The sequence below is a fragment of the Psychrobacter maritimus genome (assembly GCF_904846345.1).
GTDB classification, from domain to species: Bacteria; Pseudomonadota; Gammaproteobacteria; order Pseudomonadales; family Moraxellaceae; genus Psychrobacter; species Psychrobacter maritimus.
The window spans coordinates 455,128-477,522 of the sequence record NZ_CAJHAJ010000002.1 but is presented as its reverse complement, the minus strand read 5'-3'; the positions used below and the strand labels follow the sequence as shown (position 1 = coordinate 477,522).

At 42.9% G+C, this 22,395-nt stretch carries 15 protein-coding genes; 9 read left to right on the top strand and 6 right to left on the bottom strand.

What is annotated here, in order from left to right:
- Nucleotides 1-35 precede the first annotated feature (35 nt).
- Nucleotides 36-500 (bottom strand): hypothetical protein, encoded by a 465-nt coding sequence (locus JMX50_RS04775; protein WP_201628631.1) that lies wholly within the window; start codon nucleotides 498-500, stop codon nucleotides 36-38.
- 269 nt (nucleotides 501-769) lie between these two features.
- Nucleotides 770-2,635, bottom strand: coding sequence for a hypothetical protein (locus JMX50_RS04770; RefSeq protein ID WP_201628630.1), 1,866 nt, complete (start codon nucleotides 2,633-2,635; stop codon nucleotides 770-772).
- Between the two features lie 623 nt (nucleotides 2,636-3,258).
- Between JMX50_RS04770 and aceE the strand changes: the two genes are divergently transcribed.
- Together aceE and JMX50_RS04760 are read left to right on the top strand one after the other, a co-directional pair.
- Nucleotides 3,259-6,072 carry a pyruvate dehydrogenase (acetyl-transferring), homodimeric type gene (aceE, locus tag JMX50_RS04765; RefSeq protein ID WP_201628629.1) on the top strand — a complete coding sequence of 938 codons (2,814 nt, stop codon included), beginning with the start codon at nucleotides 3,259-3,261 and terminating at the stop codon, nucleotides 6,070-6,072.
- A 39-nt stretch (nucleotides 6,073-6,111) separates the two neighbouring features.
- Nucleotides 6,112-7,887: a 2-oxo acid dehydrogenase subunit E2 gene (locus JMX50_RS04760; RefSeq protein WP_201628628.1), complete on the top strand. Its 1,776-nt coding sequence runs from the start codon at nucleotides 6,112-6,114 to the stop codon at nucleotides 7,885-7,887.
- 163 nt (nucleotides 7,888-8,050) lie between these two features.
- Here JMX50_RS04760 and JMX50_RS04755 read toward each other — a convergent pair whose 3' ends face one another.
- Entirely contained in the window at nucleotides 8,051-8,686 is a 636-nt protein-coding gene (locus JMX50_RS04755) for an OmpW/AlkL family protein (RefSeq protein ID WP_201564914.1), read from the bottom strand.
- Between the two features lie 653 nt (nucleotides 8,687-9,339).
- Here JMX50_RS04755 and JMX50_RS04750 point away from each other — a divergent pair.
- Nucleotides 9,340-10,320, top strand: coding sequence for an ion transporter (locus tag JMX50_RS04750; RefSeq protein ID WP_201628627.1), 981 nt, complete (start codon nucleotides 9,340-9,342; stop codon nucleotides 10,318-10,320).
- Nucleotides 10,321-10,501: 181 nt separating this feature from the next.
- Here JMX50_RS04750 and JMX50_RS04745 read toward each other — a convergent pair whose 3' ends face one another.
- The 3 genes from JMX50_RS04745 to JMX50_RS04735 form a co-directional block, all read right to left on the bottom strand.
- Nucleotides 10,502-11,161 (bottom strand): TerD family protein, encoded by a 660-nt coding sequence (locus JMX50_RS04745; protein ID WP_201628626.1) that lies wholly within the window; start codon nucleotides 11,159-11,161, stop codon nucleotides 10,502-10,504.
- A gap of 123 nt (nucleotides 11,162-11,284) precedes the next feature.
- Entirely contained in the window at nucleotides 11,285-12,439 is a 1,155-nt protein-coding gene (locus JMX50_RS04740; RefSeq protein ID WP_227670910.1) for a helix-turn-helix transcriptional regulator, read from the bottom strand.
- A gap of 113 nt (nucleotides 12,440-12,552) precedes the next feature.
- Nucleotides 12,553-15,576, bottom strand: a complete 3,024-nt coding sequence (locus JMX50_RS04735) for an ATP-binding protein (protein ID WP_227670909.1) — start codon at nucleotides 15,574-15,576, stop codon at nucleotides 12,553-12,555.
- Nucleotides 15,577-15,963: 387 nt separating this feature from the next.
- On the opposite strand from JMX50_RS04735, the gene rsmG reads away from it, so the two are divergent.
- The 6 genes from rsmG to msbA all read left to right on the top strand — a co-directional run bounded on the left by rsmG (nucleotide 15,964) and on the right by msbA (nucleotide 22,359).
- Entirely contained in the window at nucleotides 15,964-16,680 is a 717-nt protein-coding gene (gene rsmG / locus JMX50_RS04730; RefSeq protein ID WP_201628625.1) for a 16S rRNA (guanine(527)-N(7))-methyltransferase RsmG, read from the top strand.
- Nucleotides 16,681-16,872: 192 nt separating this feature from the next.
- A complete protein-coding gene (locus JMX50_RS04725) occupies nucleotides 16,873-17,652 on the top strand; it encodes a ParA family protein (RefSeq protein WP_201628624.1) in 780 nt (259 codons plus the stop codon).
- A gap of 139 nt (nucleotides 17,653-17,791) precedes the next feature.
- Nucleotides 17,792-18,895, top strand: a complete 1,104-nt coding sequence (locus JMX50_RS04720; RefSeq protein ID WP_201628623.1) for a ParB/RepB/Spo0J family partition protein — start codon at nucleotides 17,792-17,794, stop codon at nucleotides 18,893-18,895.
- A gap of 80 nt (nucleotides 18,896-18,975) precedes the next feature.
- On the top strand, nucleotides 18,976-19,716 hold the full coding sequence (locus tag JMX50_RS04715) for a MotA/TolQ/ExbB proton channel family protein (RefSeq protein ID WP_201628622.1): 741 nt from the start codon (nucleotides 18,976-18,978) through the stop codon (nucleotides 19,714-19,716).
- Nucleotides 19,717-19,983: 267 nt separating this feature from the next.
- Complete coding sequence (locus JMX50_RS04710) at nucleotides 19,984-20,427, top strand: ExbD/TolR family protein (RefSeq protein WP_201628621.1); 444 nt, start codon at nucleotides 19,984-19,986, stop codon at nucleotides 20,425-20,427.
- Nucleotides 20,428-20,571: 144 nt separating this feature from the next.
- A complete protein-coding gene (gene msbA / locus JMX50_RS04705; RefSeq protein WP_201628620.1) occupies nucleotides 20,572-22,359 on the top strand; it encodes a lipid A export permease/ATP-binding protein MsbA in 1,788 nt (595 codons plus the stop codon).
- The last annotated feature ends 36 nt before the right edge of the window (nucleotides 22,360-22,395 follow it).

The following is a 22,395-nucleotide window of genomic DNA, read 5'->3' as shown; positions in this document are numbered from 1 at the left end:
GTGTAAGGTTGAAAAAAATAAACGGATAAAAAGGTTTAATTAACAGTAGTATTTAGAGCAACAGCTGCTGATTTCTGTGCTGGTAGTAACTTGATATTCCAGCGCAGGGTACGGTATTCAGAAAAAGGGATTTTGACCATTTTGCCGTCGACTTTACGCATCAGTGGCATATCGGCGTAGTTTTTACCATCGATACTGGCTTGCGCGGTTGAAGGGATAGCTTCACCAGTGAAGGTCATGTTCGCAGGAATAGGCAGCACAACTGCCAAGTCTTGTATGTCTTTATTGATTGTGTTGCTATAGGTGGCTTTATACTGAATGACCGTTCCAGCTGGTGCATTACGAACTGGCAGATAAGTAGTCTTACCTTCAGCGTGCTTGATGACCTTATTGGCGGTTAAATCCATCTTTAAGGCGTCATCGGCATTGGCTGTACCTAATAAAAATACCGATGCTAAGCTAGCTAATAAGGTTTTGCGTAAAAAACTAGAACCTTTCATATGAAATCCTTTATTAAATCATCACTATCAGAAATGTTTTTACTGGTTATGGCTACAAACTGGATAGTTCTTGGGCTTTCGATAAGCGGAAAAATATCGACTGAAATCTTAGAATGGATTTTTACAAACTAATTACATATTGTCACTAAAAATGCGACAAAAGGGTATTTGAGGTGGCTGAACGGTAAAAGCCCTATCTGGGAAGATAGGGCTTTTGTTGGAAATAATTGGGTTTAGAAAATTAATGATAATGCAGGAGAAAATAGATATTAAGGGTCTACAGTAGATTTGTACTTGGTATTGAAATAAAAGTCACGCTTAGTCTTTGCCAGTAAAGTTAATGGATTGGTTTTTACGGTACCATTCATATTTATAGCCACACTGTCAGAAGCATAGTCACCATTACCATCAGTAGGTGCCACACGTTTTACCCATTTGTTGTGGAGCACATCATTCATAACGAAATCATTAATATCAAGTTTGGCACGATTGGTAGCTACAATCTTATAAGCAATACACTGCTGTGGACTGATGTTACCCATGATAGGATCCATGCTAAACCCAGTTCTTGGATCGTTAGTAGTCTGAGTCATAGGGTAATCTAATGTACTGGCATTGCAATCATTTACAAACTGGTACTTTTGTAATACTAGAGCTGCATTATCAGCTACGACTCTACCAAAATTGTTATTAGGATAGTTATATGTAAGGTCTTTAAGCTTAATAGGTTGTTTAGCTGGAGTAGTACGTATTGGGAAGGAGGTAATACCTGTGTTTCTTTGCTCTACTAGACAGAGTGTGGTATTGCCGGATAGTTGTGCTGCAGATACGGTGATTGAGTAGAGACCACTGTCTGGAACTTGTTGCGTAGCAATTTTTGTTTCTGAGCAATCAGTTAATGCAACAGTACTGAGCGAGTCAGAGATTACAGTTTCAGTAGGTGTGGTAGTATCAAATAACCCATTAAAATAATGAGGATTAGTAGCATAGGGACCAGTAACGATATCGGCATCAAAATTATTAGCAGTGGTGATACCTCCATTATCATTGAATATCGTACCTGAGAATACATAAGTTGGACTAGCTTCGCTCTCAACACCAAAACTTATCCATTCATTATAAGTCTCGCCTACTACTTGTGCATTAACTGCGATATTTCCATGCATGATACCTTCATATTTAAGCGTTACTGTTTTTGCATTTTTCACACTGATGATGTATTCACTCACGGCATTTTCTATACCATAGCTGACGTAGCTGCCACCATTACTTATGGTATGACCTACGCTCAAGGGCTTATAAGTATTTGGCTTAGAAATATATTTCAAGATATTAGCGAAAGTGGGATTAGGGGGTAAAGTACCACTAAGCGTTCTCCGAGTCACTTCTCCTGCATTGTTCTTAACAGGGGTGTATGAGCTTGCATTTCCACTACCATCAAGCCTTGTAATATTATAATAATAGAGTGGGGCTGAGGTCGAGTCATCTTCACGTAGTTGCTGACCTGAGCTTTGTCCTATTATTGGAGAGTTTTCTTGCAGTATGGTCTCCGAGACCTTTTGACCCAAAAAGTAATCACCCATCGCGTCATAAAAATAGCTCACACTTGGGTTCGCTTCGACAATTGCTTTTGACTTTGGACCGAAGTGGGACGAGTCGAAATCAGTATAACTTAAGGTCTGTCGCGCTATTTCTGAGTTACCAGATGTAGCATAGCTAGCTTGAGCGATTTTTATAGTATGTATAAAATTGTTATATCTGGGATCAGGCGTAATGATAAATTCATATGAGAACGTATCTTTATCGTCGTTTAACATTCCTACTTTCTGACGATTTTGAATTTGAACGCCATTCTTGACGCCATTAGTGGTGGCTTGTATATTTTCGCCACTATAACCAATAAACGCTTCACGCTTTATAACAAACTTACCTTCAGCACCGTTCGATGTAGTATATCTACCTGACGCAATGCCATCAGTAGGCGTACTATCAAGAATGAGATCTCCAAATCCTGATAGTTTTGCCTGTGAGACAAGCGGTATAGTAGTAGTCGCCAAAATAATTGCAAATTTAAACCATCCCAAGTTTGAATTTAGAGATAGCGTATTTCGCAAAATTAGTAATCGACCAGTCATAGTTCATCTCAGAGGTATAATAAGGCGTTAATAAATGATATTTATGAAAAATACAGTTTGTTTTAAGTTATCAATTATTTTAACTTAATATAACACTAAGCATACAATTGTTAGCATGGAAAGCGACGAGCTGCAGAATTAATGGGTTGAACGGATAAATGTAATTAATAATATATGATTACATTTATATTGAACTCAATAAGCTATATCAAACTCCAGTTGAAGCGAAAATAAAAAGCCTTTAATATCATAAATACCCGTAAAAAAATAATCACTATTTATTTCAGAAATACTTGTCATATTGGCATTTCTCCATAGCTATAAACAAACCCTCAATAAGTACCTATAATAGAGTGTCATTATCATTTGATAGTGAGAATCGCGTAGTGGATATCGTTTAATTTTACAACGATGTTTATTTGCTCCTATGCTAATCTACAGTGATACGATTTATTTAGAATTCTCTGTCATCACCACAAAATACAATGCAATGCTTAGATGCAGCAAGGACGTTATAAGGAAAGCATCAAGTAAAGTGATTGCTCATTAAAATACGTACCACACTCTGATTTAATAACACCCTGTCATTGCGCAGGGCTGACTGATAAAAAGGATTAAGAAAGATGAATTATTATAAGGATGCTGATAGCACCGAAACCCAAGAATGGCTGGAAGCCTTTGAGTCCGTTATCAAACATGCTGATAAGGATCGGGCGCAGTTTTTATTAAAAGCGTTATACAACATGGCGGTACAAGAAGGACTGCCATTTAACCGTCTCGATACGGCTTATATCAATACCATCGCGGTTGAAGATGAGCCAATGTACCCAGGCGACTTGACGATTGAGCGTAAAATTCGGGCTTTGATTCGCTACAATGCATTGGCAATGGTTATGCGCGCCAATAAGAACGATGATGATTTAGGCGGTCACTTAGCGACTTTTGCCTCAAGTGCGACCCTTTATGAAACCGGCTTTAATCATTTCTTCCGTGCGGCTAGTGATCACTTCGGCGGTGACATGATTTATTATCAAGGTCACTCAGCGCCGGGTATTTATGCGCGCTCTTATTTAGAAGGTCGTCTGACCGAAGAGCAGCTAGAAAACTTCCGCCGTGAAGTCGGCGGCAAAGGTCTTTCAAGCTATCCGCATCCGTACTTAATGCCAGATTATTGGCAGTTCCCAACCGTGTCGATGGGCTTGGGTCCGATTATGTCCATTTATCATGCGCACGTGCATCGTTATATGGAAAACCGCGGTTTATTAGAAAAAGAAGATCGCAAGATTTGGACCTTCTTGGGTGATGGTGAAACCGATGAGCCAGAAAGCTTGGGTGCGATTTCGCTTGCCGGACGTGAGAAACTGGACAATTTAATTTGGGTCGTCAACTGTAACTTACAGCGGCTTGATGGCCCAGTGCGTGGTAACGGTAAGATTATTCAAGAGCTTGAATCCGTGTTCCGCGGTGCTGGCTGGCGCGTGATTAAAGTGATTTGGGGCGGTAACTGGGATACCTTGCTTGATAAAGATGTAACAGGCGTGCTCAAACATCGTATGGAAGAAGCGGTTGATGGTGAGTACCAGCTATATGAAGCCCGTACCCCTGAGTTTACACGTAAAGAGTTCTTTGGCAAGTATCCTGAGCTAGAGGAGATGGCAAACGAGCTGTCTGACCATGATATCTCGCGCCTAAACCGTGGTGGCCATGATCCGATGAAGGTTTATGCCGCCTTTAGTGAAGCCATGAAAACCAAAGGCCAACCGACCGTTGTCTTGGTAAAAACCGTTAAAGGCTATGGCTTGTCGACCCAAGCACAAGCGGTGAATAAATCGCATCAAATCAAAAAACTCGACCATGAAGCTTTGATGTATTTCCGTGATCGTTTTGACTTGCCATTTACCGATGACGAGTTACAGACGCTACCGTTTTATCGTCCAAAAGAAGATTCACTTGAGATGAAGTACCTAAAAGGTCGCCGTGAAGCCTTAGGTGGTCATCTGCCCAATCGCCGTAGTGGTCATATTCCATTAAATATTCCAGATTTGTCTATTTTTGATCGTGTGCTTAAAGGCAGTAATGGTAAAGAGCAATCGACTACCATGGTGTTTGTACGCCTGCTATCAGCCATGCTAAAAAATAAAGACATTCAAGACCGCGTTGTGCCTATTGTTCCTGATGAAGCGCGTACCTTTGGTCTAGAAGGTATGTTCCGTCAATTGGGTATTTACTCGGCTTCTGGGCAAAAATATACGCCTGAGGACAGTGAAGCATTGATGGGTTATAAAGAAGCCATCGATGGTCACATGTTAGAGGAAGGGATTAACGAAGCGGGCGCGATGAGTACTTGGATTGCACTGGCAACCAGTTATTCTGTCAACGCGTTACCGATGATTCCGATGTATATTTACTACTCGATGTTTGGTTTCCAACGTATTGGTGACCTTGCATGGGCGGCAGGTGACTGTCAGGCGCAAGGCTTCTTACTTGGCGCAACAGCCGGTCGTACTACGCTCAATGGCGAAGGCTTGCAGCATCAAGACGGTCATTCACAAATTCTATTTAACGTCGTACCGAACTGCGTGACTTACGATCCTTGCTTTGGTTATGAGTTGGCAGTGATTATGCATGATGGTCTACGCCGCATGTATGGCGAGGGCGAGCGCGTTTATTATTACTTAACTTTAATGAATGAAAACTACGAACAGCCTGCCATGCCAGACGGCGTGGAAGAAGGCATTAAGCGTGGTATGTACTTATTAGAAGATAACGGCTCAAGCCAAGTTCAGCTATTAGGTTCAGGCGTTATTTTACGTGAAGTTCAAAAAGCGGCACAAATATTACACGACGAGTTTAACATCAGCTCCAACGTCTGGAGCGTGACCAGCTTTAACGAGCTGACTCGCGATGGCATGGCGTGTGATGACTATAACCGCCTGCATCCGATGGAAGAAGAAATAGTACCTTGGGTTACTGAGCAGTTGGCTCCGCACGAAGGTATCGTAGTTGCTGCTACAGATTATATGCGTAACTACTCAGAGCAAATCCGCGCTTGGTTACCGGATAATCGCCCTTATACGACTTTAGGCACCGACGGTTATGGTCGCTCGGACACCCGTGAGAATCTACGTAGCTTCTTCCATGTTGATGCCGCGCACATCGTGGTCGCCACGCTTAAACGCTTAGCCGATGAAGGTGAAGTTGAGATGCGTCTGGTAAAAGATGCGATTTCAAGCTTCGGTATCGAAGCGGATCAACCGCCTGCATGGCAACAACAGCCTCATTATGATCATTTCCCAGATGCGCCAGCCCCTGACAATGTAAATCCGAGCCCTGTACCAGAGTTTGTCGATGAAGATGATGATGAAATAAGTAGCGAAGGTCGCGCAGAAGACCCAGCTGACGCCGCCTTACTCAATGATGATGACGTCAAAGAATAGCCAAAAGACAAGGCAATCATAATACAAGGAGAATTACGGATGGACATTAAAGCCCCCGATTTGGGTGTCGATAGCGCCGAAGTCAGTGAGATTATGGTCGAAGTTGGCGACGTTATTGCAAAAGACGACAATATTATTTTATTAGAATCTGATAAAGCGTCAGTAGAAGTACCAAGCTCGGCTGCTGGTAAAGTAACTAAAATAAGCGTGGCAGTTGGCGACCAAGTGAGCGAAGGTATGGTGCTTATTGAGCTTGATAGCGATGCCGATGCTAAAGACGATACGCAAAGCGCTGACACAGAAAACAAAACAGAACCTGCCGCTGACAAAAAAAATGAGCCGCAGGATAATCAGCAAGCAGAGAAGCAAAGCGATACTAACGCAGCTGAGGAAAGTACTTCTCAGCCTGCCAAACAAGCAAGTGAGCAAGCAGGCGAACAAGTAGGAAAAGCAACTACTCATGCCTTGCCAGACCTAGGTGTTGATGAAGCGCAAGTGTCTGAGATTATGGTCAGTGTCGGTGATATGGTTACTGCTGATCAATCCATTTTGCTGATTGAATCTGATAAAGCGTCGGTTGAAGTGCCAGCGCCAGAAGCGGGCAAGGTCGAAAAAATATTGGTGCAAGCGGGCGATATGGTCGCCAATGGTCAAGACTTTATTGTCATTATTGGTGAGGGTTCAGATAGCGCCAGTAATAATGCTAGTGAGTCTAAGGCCGATAGTTCTGAGTCGCAAGCATCAAAGCCAGCTGAATCAACTAACAAAACAGAATCAGATAAGCAGTCTGACAAGTCGCAAACAACAGACGAGCCTAAACAAGCCGCTAAGTCTACGACTAATACGAATGCTACAAATGCCAAGCTGACTGAAGCACAAGTCAACGAAAAAATGGTCGATATCTATGCCGGTCCTGCCGTGCGTAAGCTTGCGCGTCAGCTAGGGGTTGATATCTCTCAAGTGGCAGGTTCAGCGCTCAATGAGCGTATCTTAAAAGAAGATTTATTTGCCCATGTAAAAGGCAAATTGAATACTCAAAAAGCCGCACCTGCTAGTGGCAATGGGGTCAGCTCAAGCCTGCCAAGCTTACCTGATATGAGTAATACTGAGATATGGGGTGAGACGGAGGTACAAGATTTAAGCCGCCTACAAAAAGTGTCAATACCGCAGCTTAATTATAATACCTTGTTACCGCAAGTGACGCAGTTTGACCTATCTGATATCACAGAGACTGAAAAGCTACGTGGTGAGCTCAAAGGCGCTATGAAAGCGGAAGGTATCGGCTTCACTATTTTAGCCTTTGTTGTCAAAGCAACCGCTTATGCGTTAACCCAGCATCCACTTTTTAACAGTCATTTGAGTGATGACAATACCCAAGTTATCTTACGTAAGAGCGTCAATATGGGTATTGCGGTAGCGACTGATGACGGCCTCATTGTACCTGTTATCAAAAATGTGCAAGATAAAGGGCTTAAGCAGATTGCTATTGAGATTGGTGAGCTTGCGGTTAAAGCGCGTGATAAGAAACTGACGACTAAAGAATTGCAAGGCGCGAGCTTTACGATATCTAGTCAAGGTAACTTAGGTGGTACCGCATTTACGCCACTGGTAAATTGGCCACAAGTGGGTATCCTAGGGGTATCAGAAGCCAGTATGCAGCCGCGTTGGAATGCTAGTAAGCAAACCTTTGAGCCGCGTTTGATGCTGCCGTTATCGCTATCTTATGATCATCGGGTGATTAATGGCGCTGATGCCGCGGTATTTACCCGTTATATCGCAACTTTATTGGCGGATCCACGCCGTATTTTGCTATAGTTTTAGGGTTAAGTAAAAATAGCATGGTTAATAGAAAAGACTATCTACGGATGGTCTTTTTTATATCCTTTATTACAAAAATATCTATTCATAGACACAAAGAAGCCAGCTATTAAGCTGGCTTCTTTTATTTATCGTGTTCAGTTTATAGCAATGGGCTATATTAGAACTGTTTTACAAAAGCGACACCATATACCCAAGGGCTGATATCAATTTCACCAATATCAGTACCGTTTAACGTAGCATCAGTTTTGATGTCCATATAACGGGCATCGATACGGAAAGACTCAGTAGGCGCGAATGGAATATCAAGACCGATATGACCAGCAACACCTACGCTATCGTCAAGTTTTAGTTCAGTACCTGCAACATTGGCTTTCTCTTTAAAGAAAGTAGTGTAGTTCACACCAACACCAACAAATGGTTTCACATTCATAGGCAGGTTGTAGCCGTCGAAGTGGTATTGTAGAGAAAGAGTAGGTGGTAAATGTTGAGTTCTACCTGTGATTTCACCACCATTTGCATCAGTCAAAGTGAAATCATGATGAAATGGAATGGCTGCAAGTAGCTCAACACCAACGTTATTAGCGATAAAGTACTCACCACTGATGGTTGGACGTACATCGCCATCAACATCTACAGCGTAATTTGTATTGCCTATAGTGACGTTACCGTTGTCACTTTTTGGATCAACATAGTGAGCACCAGCAGCCACAGACCAAGTACCAGCAGGTACAGCAAAAGCAGTGGTCATGGTAAGTGCAGTTGCAGCAGCTAAAACTAGGGATTGTAGTTTCATCGTTTGATTCCTCAACATAATAGATGATTATTGGTCAGTCGCTAATGAGGGATGACAGTAGTGACTGATTACACAATGTTATGGTTAACTTGTAACATTATCTCTCTATTATAATACAAAAACCCTAATAAAAGTAAGGTTTTAAATAGAAAGCGGTAATGTTTATATCTTAAGTTACCCATCTACTTGAATAGATAGACTAAATTAGGAATAATTTTTTAATTACACTTGTTATTTTAATTCGCAATTTTCAGCGGTTTTTGCTGCTATTTATCAAAGGGGACGGTCAGACATTATGCTCGGTTATTGTAGTAATTCTCCGCTTCGTTGTGAAAATGCCCGTTCCATCAAGCTCTTGAACCAAATAGATTCTTGTTGCCCTAAATGTGGTTTGTTCTTATTACCGGCGCAAAACTTAAGCAACCAATTACGGGCTGATGAGCAGTTTTTGCGCTTCGTTTTCTTGGCGCTTGCCGTGATATTGTTGGCAGTGACCTACATTTATTACCTAAATTTTGTATAATCATCATTACTGATGCATAAACTAAATATGCCCATCAACTTTGTTGGTCTGAATTTAGGCATAAGCGCTTTTTAAACGACTGTTTATTAATATAAGACCGGTGTTACATCGCACCGTATATAGGGACGCCATGCTACTCCAATCTATACGGCGCTTGCGTCTTTTCGTCTATAACATTCTACAAAACGATGAGCATGATACGCTCTTTAGTCGCTGTGTTGACTACTTTCTCATTTTTTTAATCATGGCGAACGTCACGGCGGTCATCGCTGAGTCTGTAGATAACTGGTATTATCCGTATCAAGAGTATTTTACTTGGTTTGAAAATTTCTCGATTATCATATTTTCTATCGAGTACTTGCTCAGATTATGGAGTGTCGCTGAAGCGAAGCCTGACAATACCACGTGGCGTCAGCGCTGGGATTGGCTAAAAAGTCCGTCGGCTTTGATTGATATCATTGCCATTGCGCCCGCATTTTTGAATTTCTTTGTCAGTATCGATTTGCGCTTCTTACGTATTTTGCGTTTATTTCGCATTCTTAAACTTACCCGTTATTTTGCCTCCTTACGTATTTTATTGGTGGTTATCAGTAAGGAGAAAGGCTCATTTCAAGCGGTCCTTTTTATCTTAATTATTATGATTGTCACGGCATCGAGTGGGATTTATTTGGTCGAAAACCACGCGCAGCCAGAGGAGTTTGAATCGATACCCAAGGCGATGTGGTGGGCGGTGGTCACGCTAACGACGGTCGGTTATGGTGATGTAACGCCTATCACTAATGCTGGTAAAATATTGGGGGCGATTATCACCATATTGGGCGTCGGTCTGGCTGCATTACCGGCAGGTATTTTGGCGACGGGCTTGGCAAATGAGCTCAGTCAGCGCCGTGAAGAGCTTGAGCAAGACTTTCGCGGGCAATTAGTCGATAGCGATTTTGATTTGGTACAGAATCAGATGATGATTGAGAAAATCCGCCGCGAGCTTGGATTGGATAAGGAGCAAGCACAAGAGATTGTGCTGCAAGTATTGCGTGAGCAAGAGCTGGAACGCCGTGAAAGAGAAGTGCGGCAAAAGAATTTTTGCCCGCATTGCGGAGAGCCGTTAGAGTAAAGCTGTCATTTAAGCTTTTTTTCCTAAAGGTGATTCTTAAAGGTCGTTCTTAAGAGCAGTTTTTAAAGGAAGCTCTTAATTCAAAAGTTTTTAGTGTAAAAAAAGGGTGAGACGTTATTAAATGATGTCTCACCCTTTTTGCTTTATAAGCAAAAACCAATCTTAGCTTTCTACATTAATGTTAAATACCTTGCGGAACGGGCAGGGCGCGTGCCAATTCATGCGCCACTTCTTGTGCCGCTGTCGATAAATCTGTCGCTGGCAGTGGCAGATTTTGTAAAGTCAGATGCCAATCGTCCACCTCTCGGCGCAAGTGTGCCACCCAAAGTGTAACGCAGTCACGCGGCAGCTGCTTTAAATTAACTTCAAAAGAGCGATTACCTTCATCATCGCTTAAATGAATCTCCCCTTTTTTGACTCTGCTAAAAGGCTGCCCATGATAAGAATTGGCAATCAAAGCGATATGCGTGATGTGCGCGGGGATTTTATCCAAATAAAGCCGGATTTGCTCTTGGTCAAGCGGCGCAAGATACATGGCTTGCTCACCGCGGTCTTTGCCATTGAGGCTATCGCCTTGATGTTTGACCGATTCTGCTTTATCACGTAACTGCTTAAACCAAACAATATCGCTGATGGTACAGTTATCGTCATACAGTACGCAGGCCAAATCGATATCAATTGCGCCTTCATTTTTTTTGAAGCGCTTCTTTAAATTTTTAAATAAGCCTTTTTGCTCAATCTTGGTAAATTCATAATTTAGCGCAAAGAATAACGTCCCCGCATCTAAACCCAGCCCTCTTAAACTGTCTGAAAGTAGTGGTGATGGGATAGTGGTCGACATAATATTCCTTTTGGGTTTTTAAATTTAAAATGGTTATTTTAAATAGTATAAGCGTCAGTGCATTTGCGTATGACTATTAGATTTTTATCATCATTAATAATGAGCTGTTTTTCTTTATTGTCGCTATTCATCATTTATTGGCTTGTCTAATACGGCTTGATACAGTAGCGCGGGTTTGGCGTCTAATAAACCGCTACCAAAACCACGTAACCACCAAACCAGCTGCGAGGTTAAGTTGACAGTCGCTTGTATGGTCAGGGTTTCATCGCTATTAATAGTAACGGTTTGGTCGTCACTAAGCTTACTTTCCGTTAAGCTTTTGCCCGCTTGTTTGGTAAATTGTAGCTCAACCGCGGTATGTTTGCCATGATCAGGTAACTGGCTAAATAAAGGATGGCTAAAGCCCATGCCGCCTGCATCTAGATAGGTATCCAGTTGGAAATTGTCTGGGGTTTTAGCCGCGCTTTCTAGTATCTCAACGCTGGTAAAGCGATGCAAAGCAAAGGTACGAATAATCACTTCTGGATCATCAGTGCGCGTTGCCAATAGGTAAATAATCACCCCACGCTGAATGATAGCAATAGGGTTTAAGGTATATTCGCTAGCTTGTGATTTATCACTGCGGGTATAGTTGGCTTGTATTTGTAATTGATAAAATAACGCATGATAAATGTTATCTTTACTTTCCAAATCAATGTGCGGCGCAATCAAGGGCTGAGTTGCAGGCTCGATACGCACTCTGTCAATCCATGAATGCGTGACTTTACTGTTTTTGAGCTGCCTGCGTGCCAAGTCAAACCAAGGAAATAGCTCATCTAAAATAACCGGCGGTAGCAGCTGACTTAGATTGGCTTCGACCATATTAAAGGCAACCGCTTGTGATAAGTTCATATGCGGTAAGCTTTGCAGCGGCGCATCATCTTTCCAGCGCCAGCCTTGTGGATTGGCATTGTTTTTTTCGATAGGAAAGCGTTTGGCAAGGGCGTTTAAATCGCGTTGCACCGTACGCAAACTGATATCAAAGCCTGCCAATATAAGCTGCTCGTAAACATGGGTTGTCCCTACCCAGCGATTGCGCTGTAACTGCGATAACACTTGCCATTGCCGCGCTGTCGTCGCTGCCCCATGACGATTATCTGCTGCTTCCTCAGACGCTTTATTATCTGCAGTAACTTCTTCATTTTGCTCAGCAACTTCTTCAGTCACTAGCGCAGTTGCTGACTCATCAACAGTTGCTTGAGCTTGAATACTATCGGCGTCAGTAGAATGTGCAGTCATTAAAGATAACCTTTATTCAGTCACGGGTTTGGTTGCTAGCTGTTTATTAGCATTTTATTAATTAACATAGCGCATCATAAAAAGCCAATCATCGCAGAAAAGCGTGACAACGTCTAGGGATGCACTTCTGTATTTGTCTCTATATTTGCATCTGGGCTTGTATCTAGGTCACCTTTCTCTTTCTTGGCTTTTTTTTGCTTATCTTGTTTTTTCTGACGTTTGGCTTGGCGCTTTTTCTTGGCTTTCTTTTTCGACTTTTTATCATCGACTTCGTCATCAGCATTCTGATTTTCATCCCAAAGCATCAAACGGCTTAGTACTTTGCCAAATAAGGTTTCTTTACGGTAGCGACCTTTTTTATTCATGGTGTCGACAGGTAAGCCGGTCATTAAGGTCAAGGCTTCACTTAATGTATGTACGCCATAAATATGAAATTGCCCTGCTTGAACGGCGGCAATGATGTCGTCACGTAGCATTAATTGTTTGACGTTGGCCATTGGGATAACCACGCCTTGTTGTCCCGTCAGCTCTTGCTCGCGGCAAGCGTCAAAGAAACCAGCGATTTTAGAATTGATACCGCCAACTGCTTGGACTTCGCCTAACTGATTCATCGAGCCGGTAATCGCAAAAGATTGATTGATAGGGACGTTTGCTAGGGCGGAGAGTAGCGCACAGCCTTCACTGACCGTCGCACTATCACCATCGATATGGGCGTAACTTTGCTCAAAAGCGAGTGAGGCGCTAAAGTTGAGCGCATGATGCTGACTAAATAAGGCGCGCAAATAGCTGGTCATAATCAGCATGCCTTTGGCGTGTAAGCTACCGCCCAAATCCACATCGCGCTCGATATCGAGGATTTCGCCAGCGCCAATATTTGGCTGAATGACTGCGGTCAGACGAGCGGGCATACCAAACTCGCTATCGGCGTAACTGACGACGGTGAGCGCATTTACTTGCCCGACAGCATCGCCTTGGGTCTGAATAAGCTGCTGGCCATTTTTTAACTCATCCCAATAAAGGTCGCGCAAATATCCTGAGCGCTCATCCATATCGTCAATAGCGTGGGTGACGTGAATGGCGCTAACAATATTTTTACCGCTCAAACGTGCATGGCGGTTAGATTCATGTAAGAGCTTAATCAATAAGTCACTATGTAAACTTAAGCGGTCTTGGTCTTCTGCTTGTAAGCTTAAATGCTCGAGTAAAGCGGCTTGGGCGCTACTATCAAAAGGATAAAGGTTGGCATAATCAATGATGTCTGCCATTTTTGCTACCAATGCCAATTCGTGCTCAGGGCTACGAGTTACATCGTCGTGAAAATCGGCACGTACTTTAAATACTGCATCAAACTCCGGCTCCAGCTCTAGTAGTTCGTAATATAAATCTGCTTCGCCAAGCAAGATGACTTTGATATCAAGGTCAATGGGTGCGGGCGCGAGCGATAAGCTGCCTGTTAAGGTCAGCATCTGCTCAAGGCTTGAGAGTTTGATTTTGCGAGATTGCAAGGCGCGCTTAAGACCTTGCCACGCGTAAGGATGCTCAAGCAGGTGACTGGCTTCTAACAATAGATAACCGCCATTGGCACGGTGCAGGGCGCCTGCTCGAATCATACTGACATCGGTGGTTACTGTGCCCAATTGGGTGATTTGCTCGACATGACCCAATAGGTTTAAATGCGTCGGTAAGTCTTCAAAGATGACCGGTGCGCCACTATCGGGCGCGTGACTGACGATGACGTTGACTGCATAGCGGCTCGGCGTTGTGGCAAGCACTGCCGTCACAAACTCCTCATCATCGCCATTGACGATACGCTCGACATGCGTAACCATATCGGCAAATACGGTTTTTAAATACTCGACGACTAATGGATGATCAGTAAACTGCTCATAAATAGGCGCAAATAAAGGCTGTAGCGCTCGGCGTGCAATATTGCGATGCAGGGCTTCAATGGCATCATTGGCTTCGTCTTCTAATTGCTCTAAGGCGATGGTCAGCTGACTTAAGCGCTTTTGCATATGGTTTTTTTGTGCAAAATTATTCAGCTCAGCTTCGTACTCGCTCTTGCCGTAGTCGTGGTTAGCATCTTTGCTCACGCTATCATCAGCACTAGAAATACTGGAACTAGAAATATTGTCATTAGAAATATTGTCATTAGAAATATTGTCATTAGAAATATTGTCATTAGAAATATTGTCATTAGAAATATTGTCATTAGGAATATTGTCATTAGGAATATTGTCATTAGGAATACTGGCTCTTTGACCTTCCTCTTTTATTGACTTATTTTTCTGGCTATTAGAGATTTTGTCATCTTTAACTTCACTATTGCTCTCTTCTTTTGGTAGCTGGCTAGGATGTACAAATACCGCTTTATTGTCAAATGCGCGAAACGTTAGTGCTAAATCGTATTGTTTGCCTTCGGTATTTAGGTCGTCGTAAGCCTGACTTTCTTTTTGATGGGTATCATTTTTGAGGGCTTCGATTTTGCTTTGATATTGGTCGCTACGAAAGCGTTGGCTGAGTCGTTTTTTGGCTTGCTGCCATAATTGATTGACCTGCTGTTGTAGTATTGTCGCCTGACCAGAAGGTAGACGTAATGCTTGCGGTGTACGTGGATCGGCAAAATTATACACATAAACCCAATCGTCGGGCGTTGGTGCGTCAGCGGCAATTCGTTGCAATAAACGACTGATAACGGTGCGTTTACCTAAGCCATTTTCGCCCGCGGCAAATACGTGATAGCCGCTGGCATGAATATCCAGTGCTGTATGCAACGCTTTAAGGGCGCGCTGTTGTCCAAAGCCGACATCTAAATCGGGGGCAGTGCGGGTATCGCTCGGTAGCTCATTCGTATCAGTATAACGCTTAAGCTGCTCGGCACCGATAAGGCAGCGCTCATTAACATCGATAAATACCGGATGAGGCGTGCTAGGCGCATCTACTGTGCTATTTGGCTGAGCTTTTTCTGACGGCTTTTTGCGTGCCAGCTCTTTTTTGGCTAGCTTGGTTTTAGATGGCCTTTTTTTAGGCAGATTCGTTGCTAATGGTTTTGTCTCTGTTACTTTATTGACAGGGCTTACCATAGGATTGGTATCTTTTGGGTCTTGATTCATAGGTGTGTTTTGCGGTTCGGTCATAGTTATATAGTAAGTCGTTTTAAGAGGGCGGAATGGTTATTGAGCTTTTGTTGTTTGAGCGCTAAGTGTAAGAATGCGCTTCTAACAATCAATCATTTTTAATAATGAATCTTTTTAATAATGTATCAGGACATCTTACAAGATATAGGCGCGTTTTAGATAAGACATTAGGCGCAGTTTTGTATCATAGAGAGATGGGTATTTTTACTACTTAGGTTGAGGCAATATTCATTTTGCTACGTTAAATTGCTGACGGTCTAAGAAGATAAGCCTTCAATATAGGCGTAGATAGTATAAGATGGCGTACATTGGCGCAATCTGCAACTATTCAATGGGCAGCCTGCATGATAAAATAGACGGTTCACATGTCAAAACTGGATAACCCGTATGTCAGATTCTACTAAAACCTCTTCATCATCTGCTAGCACGGGTAAAATTCATATTGACCCGACAGGTTTTGTAAAGCTCGGTGCGCAATTGCCAACACTTGCACATATCTTGGCGCAATCAATAGATGAGCTGGGTCTTGCATTAAGCGCGACGCAGCAGCGCACGTTATTATTGTATTTAGACCAGCTTTTATTATGGAATAAAGCGTATAATCTGACCGCTATTACCGATCCAATCGAAGCGCTTATTAAACATATCATCGATTGTTTGGCTATTATAACGCATTTACCGTCAGGGTCGCTGCTAGATATTGGCACGGGAGCGGGCTTGCCAGCGGTGATTATCGCTATTTGTCAGCCTGAGCGCCAATGTACCGCCCTTGATAGCAATCAGAAAAAAATTCGTTTTATTAAGCAAATCAGTAGCGAGCTTGGTTTGAGTAATATGCACCCAATCGCCTCGCGTATTGAAGCGCATGAAGCCAGCTACGAGGTGGTAACATCGAGAGCCTTTGCCAGTCTGATTGATTTTGTAGAAGTGGCTCAGCCGCGCTTAGCAGATAATGGTTATTTATGCGCGATGAAGGGTAAAGCCCCGAGCGACGAAGAGTTGCAAGCGCTAAATGACGCTTGGCAGATAAAGACGATTCCGTTAAATGTGCCGCGTTTACAAGATAGTCGTCATTTAATTGAATTATCTTATAAAAATGTCTAAGCTATGAGCACGCAACGCACCATAAGGCAACAATTGTTCTATAGTAATGAGTAAGTGGTCTTCTCATTTATACGCAGGTGTTTAAACATCCTTATAGGTAAGCGTCAGGTATTTGAGTAATATAATAAGCATGAGCAGCAAAAATGCTTCAGTAAAAATCAGTAACAGATCCTAATTAAATTGAGTGAGTGTATGGAAATCATAGCAATTGCGAATCAAAAAGGCGGCGTGGGTAAAACCACGACGGCAGTGAATTTGACCGCCAGCTTAGCGGCCAAGCGCAAGCACGTACTGCTGATTGACTTAGACCCACAGGGTAATGCCACCAGTGGCACGGGCGTGGATAAGAACCAATTAGAGCTGACCATCGCTGACGTGCTGCTCGATGGTGTGTCGCTGTCTGAGGCGATTGTGAATAGTCCAGCTGGCTTTGATGTCATCGGTGCCAATCGTGATTTGGCGGGTATGGACATCACCTTAATGAGCAAGACCAACAGCCATGAGTTGTTTAAAACGGCGATGGCGCAGTTGGTCAATGATCAAATCGCCGCCAATAAACCTGCTTATGATTATGTGATTATCGATTGTGCACCGAGCTTAAACTTGCTGACGATTAATGCCTTGGTTGCCACCGACAGCGTTATTATTCCGATGCAATGTGAATATTATGCGCTAGAAGGCTTGGCGGACTTGTCACAGACAATTGAGCGTCTCGCTGAACTCAACCCTAAGCTATATATTCGCGGCGTGGTCAGAACCTTATTTGATGCGCGTAATACTTTAGCGCGTGATGTGTCTGCTGAATTAGAGGCGCACTTTGGCGAGATTATGTACAAGACTCATATTCCAAGAAATATTCGTCTAGCAGAAGCGCCGGCACATGGTTTACCAGTTATTGCGTACGAGAGATGGTCAAAAGGCGCGCGCGCGTATCAAAAGCTGGCAGCTGAAGTGATGAAGCAAAGTCTTTAATCATAAATTTTAGTCATAAGTTGCTAGTCATCAGTTAGATTGTTTTGCTTAAACATTAAAAACAGCAAATTATATTTATTAGTAAGCCGGCAGTAGTAAGCATTGGGCTTTTTATTTTAGCGTTAGAGGATAGGTAATCATGGCAAAGAAAAGAGGATTGGCTGCCAATAGAGGCTTAGATGCCTTATTAGGGTCAATCAAAAAAGAAAAACAAATTGCCGCCTCTGCCTTACAAGATGATACGGTGGTGCGCGAGCCTACTGTGTCAGCTGCAATGCTAGAAACTGACATATCAGAAGCTAAAAAGCCTTCTGCCTCGCCAGTGACAGAGCAATCTACTGACAGTCATAATCGTAAAGCGCGGACGATTAAGAAAAGCCCTGCTAATAAAACCCGTACCAATGCGATAGACAATAGCGCCTCTGAAGACCAGATAAGCTTGGTGCAAATCGATGTCACGCGTCTGCAAGCCGGTAAGTATCAACCGCGCCGTGATATGAGTGAAACGGCGCTGGCAGAATTGGCTTCTTCTATCGAACAACATGGCGTCATGCAGCCGATTGTTATTCGTCCATTATTGGCGAATGAAGACAAAAGCGAGGCCTTGGTTACGCATGAAATTATCGCCGGTGAGCGCCGCTGGCGTGCGGCAAAAATGGCGGGTAAATCGGTTATACCAGCGATTGAGCGTGCGTTATCTGATGAATTGGCAATTGCACTGGCCTTGATTGAAAATATCCAGCGCGAAGACTTATCGGTGATTGAGCAGGCAGCTGCCCTGCAGCGTTTCCATACAGAGTTTGGTATGAGTCATGCCATGATTGCCGAAGTCGTTGGTAAGGCGCGTACCACGGTCTCAAACTTGCTACGTCTCAATCAGCTCCATGATACGGTCAAAGATCATTTGGCAAACAGTGCTTTAGATATGGGGCATGCCCGTACACTGTTAGCATTATCATCAGAACAGCAGCCTATCATTGCGCAAAAAATCATCGATGCTGGTATGACAGTGCGCGAAGCTGAAAAGTTAGTCAAATCGATTTTACAACCAGCGCCAAAAACCAGTCGCCCTGAGCAAGTACAGTCTCGCGATGTTGAGCGCTTAACCCAGCGTTTAACCGATATGTTAGGCGCGGAAGTCAAGCTCAAACACAAAAAAGACGGGCAGGGTAGTGTTGAGATATTCTTCCATAGCCAAGATCAGCTGGCGGCCTTAATTAAGCATATAGAAGCGCAAGCTTAAGGTTTTTAATAAGCTTGCGCTAATTATACAAATATATAATCATCTTTTAATAATTAATAAAAACATAGAAGAGAGTGCGTATGTGGGAGCTGGTAAAAGCAGGTGGTTGGCTGATGACACCTATCGTGGTGTGCTCAATATTGGCATTGGTTATTATTATCGAGCGTAGTCATACTTTACAATTTAATAAGATTGCGCCCAATAGATTGCGCGAACAGCTGATAACCCGCCTACGTGAAAACGGTGATATTGGTCGTACGCAGTTGATGAATGTCAAAGAAAAAACCCCTTTGGGTGATATTCTAGCGACCGGTCTGCTTTACCGCCAATACGGCTTAGACTCGATGACAATGCATATGCAAAACCGCGCAAGTGTGCAGGTGCATCAGTTAGAGAAAAATATCAATATGCTTGGCACCATTGGGGCGATTGCGCCATTGCTTGGTTTGTTGGGTACGGTATTAGGTATTATCTCATCGTTTTTGGCGATTACGGATGGCGCGATGCAAGACCCAACGATGTTGGCGGCTGGCGTGTCACAGGCTTTGATTACCACTGCTGCTGGTATGATTGTGGCTATTCCAGCTTTGGTTGCTTATCGTTATTTTCAGCGCCGTATTATCGATATCAATGCGCAGTTTGAAACGCAAGCGGGACTGATGATTCAAGAGTTATATGACTATCAATTGCTAGATAATATCAACAGTTCCGCTATATCTCAGTTGACGACTCATGCAGCAGTAGATGATAAATCGAGTCATGTAAGTAATGAGCTTTCGATTGACACCTCAGATTTAAATCATACGGCGGCAGCGACTTAACTCTATTGTTTGTATTATGGTAGGGCGTGTCCTCAATTCAATCGATGGACATCTAAATGGGCTAAAAATGGCTAAATTTTGCCAAACTTCGTTAAATAGCTGGGTAATATCCCGATATTAACTACACTATTTTCCTTGTTTGGCTACAATTTATCTCATTTTTATCATCATTTTTAAAATGAGGACACGCCCTAATTAATGATAAAAATAATAGTATGAATCACTGCTTATTAAATATATACCTTTAAGCACATTAAAGAGACTGATATGCGCTTTAGAAAACCGACCGTTGAGCCGCTTGAAATCAATCTCACGCCCATGATTGATTGCTTATTATTTTTAATTGTATTTTTACTTCTGGCGACCTCGTTTAATCATTTCAGTCGTTTAAATATCATTCTTCCCGAAGCTGAAGGTGTGGCGCTGACAGAAGAGAAAAACAGTATTGAAGTGGCCGTGCAAGAAGATGGCAGTTATTTGGTCAACGGAATTACCCTTGCTAGTAGCAACGAGGCTGAATTGACCAGTATGCTACAGCAAGAGGCGGGAAGTAATCGTGATATGCTCTTTGTAATTGCTGCCGATGCGAATGCCACGCACCAATCCGTGGTACGCGTTATGGATATCGCTGGTAAATTGGGTTTTTTAAATTTAAATATCAGTACGGTGGTGCCCCTTGGTCAGCCTTTACCGCAATCATCAGCACAATAATTTTTATGGTATTTAATAAGGTGGTAAAGCGTATTAAGCATTATCACCATTAAACTAAAAGCCTTTGATGCTTTATCTTATAACCAAGCGCTACTGCTGCATCCGTGTCATTTATTCCTTCTTTATACCTAAATCGAGGCTTTTATGAGCCAAGCTAATCAACCTGACTCTAAAAAAACTTCTGCTATAAAGCTATCAGCAGCGCCATCAAGTACGCCTAAACATAAGACCTTATTACGTCTGCTAAGCTACCTTAAACCGTATTGGTGGGCGTTAATATTAGTCATAATAGGCTTTGCTATTAATGCGGCGACAGAGATTTGGATTGCCAAATTATTACAATATATCACTGATGCCATCAATCAAAATGATCAAAGTAAGCAGGATTTATTTCCGTTTATTATTGTCCTGTTGTTTTTCGTGCGCGGCGTAGGAAGCTTTTTAGGTAACTACTATACGGCGTTGGTCTCGCGCAATCTTGTGTATGAGCTACGTGTGCAGGTTTTCAATAAGTTACTGCGTTTGCCAAGCTCGTTTTATTTATCGAATCCAGCAGGGACGATTTCATCCAAGCTTATTTTTGATGTTGAGCAGGTAACTGCAGCCAGCACCGATTCGATGAAGACTTTATTGCGCGATGGCTTGACGGTCGTGGCTTTGATAGGTTTTTTACTTTATAGCAACTGGCGTTTGACCTTGATTTTGTTCGTCGTATTGCCACCAATTTTATGGCTCATAAGGGTAGCCTCAAAGCGTTATTTAAAGCTTTCAAAGGGTATTCAAGAAACCATGGGCGATGTCAGCCATATCACCAATGAAGTGATTAATGGCTATCAAGTGGTGAAAAATTACGGCGGACAAGCCTATGAATCTAAGCGCTTTGATACAACGTCGAAGAAAAACCTGCGCCAAGGGATGAAGGTCGTTGTGACCAATAGCATCAATACTCCTGCTGTACAGCTGTTGATGGCAATAGCCATGGCGGTAGTGGTGTGGCTCGCGCTGCGCCCTGCGGTGATAGATAACATTTCAGCAGGTGAGTTTATCTCCTATATTGCGGCAGCGGGGCTATTAAGTAAGCCTGTGCGTTCATTGACTGATGTCAATCAACAGTTGCAAAGAGGGCTCGCGGCCGGTGAATCAATATTTGCTTTACTAGATGAGCCAGAAGAAGCAGATACCGGGGTACTTAGTCCTACTTTGGCAGGTGAGATTAAACTGGATAATGTCAGTTTGGTTTATCCTGATTCAACTGTGGCGCTGCGTGATTTTACTTTAGATGTGCGTGCAGGCGAGACCGTGGCATTGGTTGGACGTAGCGGCGCTGGTAAATCTTCTTTAGTCAATTTACTTACCCGTACCTTAAATACTTCTTCTGGGCAAATTACCCTTGATGGTATGCCGATTGAAGATATTAAGCTTGAAAGCTTGCGTGCGCAGATTGCGATGGTCAATCAGCAAGTGGTGCTGTTTAATACTACGGTGTTTAATAATATTGCCTATGGCAGTTTGGCTGATAAAACTCAAGCTGAGGTCGAGCGGGCTGCAAAAGACGCTTTTGCCCATGATTTTATTATGAAAATGCCAAATGGTTATCAAAGTGAAATAGGCGCTGAAGGTTTGCAGCTGTCTGGTGGTCAACGCCAGCGTCTCTCTATTGCTCGAGCATTACTAAAAGATGCGCCGATTTTGATTTTAGATGAAGCCACCAGTGCTCTAGATAATGAGTCAGAATATTACATTCAGCAAGCACTTGATAATGTTATGAAAGACCGCACGACGCTAGTGATTGCGCATCGTTTAACGACGATTGAGTCCGCTGACCGTATTGCTGTTTTAGATGGTGGTCAGATTGTTGAGCTAGGCACGCATGCTGAGCTGATGCAATTGCAGGGTCATTATGCGCAAATGTATGCGCGTGACTTTGAGTAAATGTACTGAATAAACTTGCCGTATAAATAGGATAAG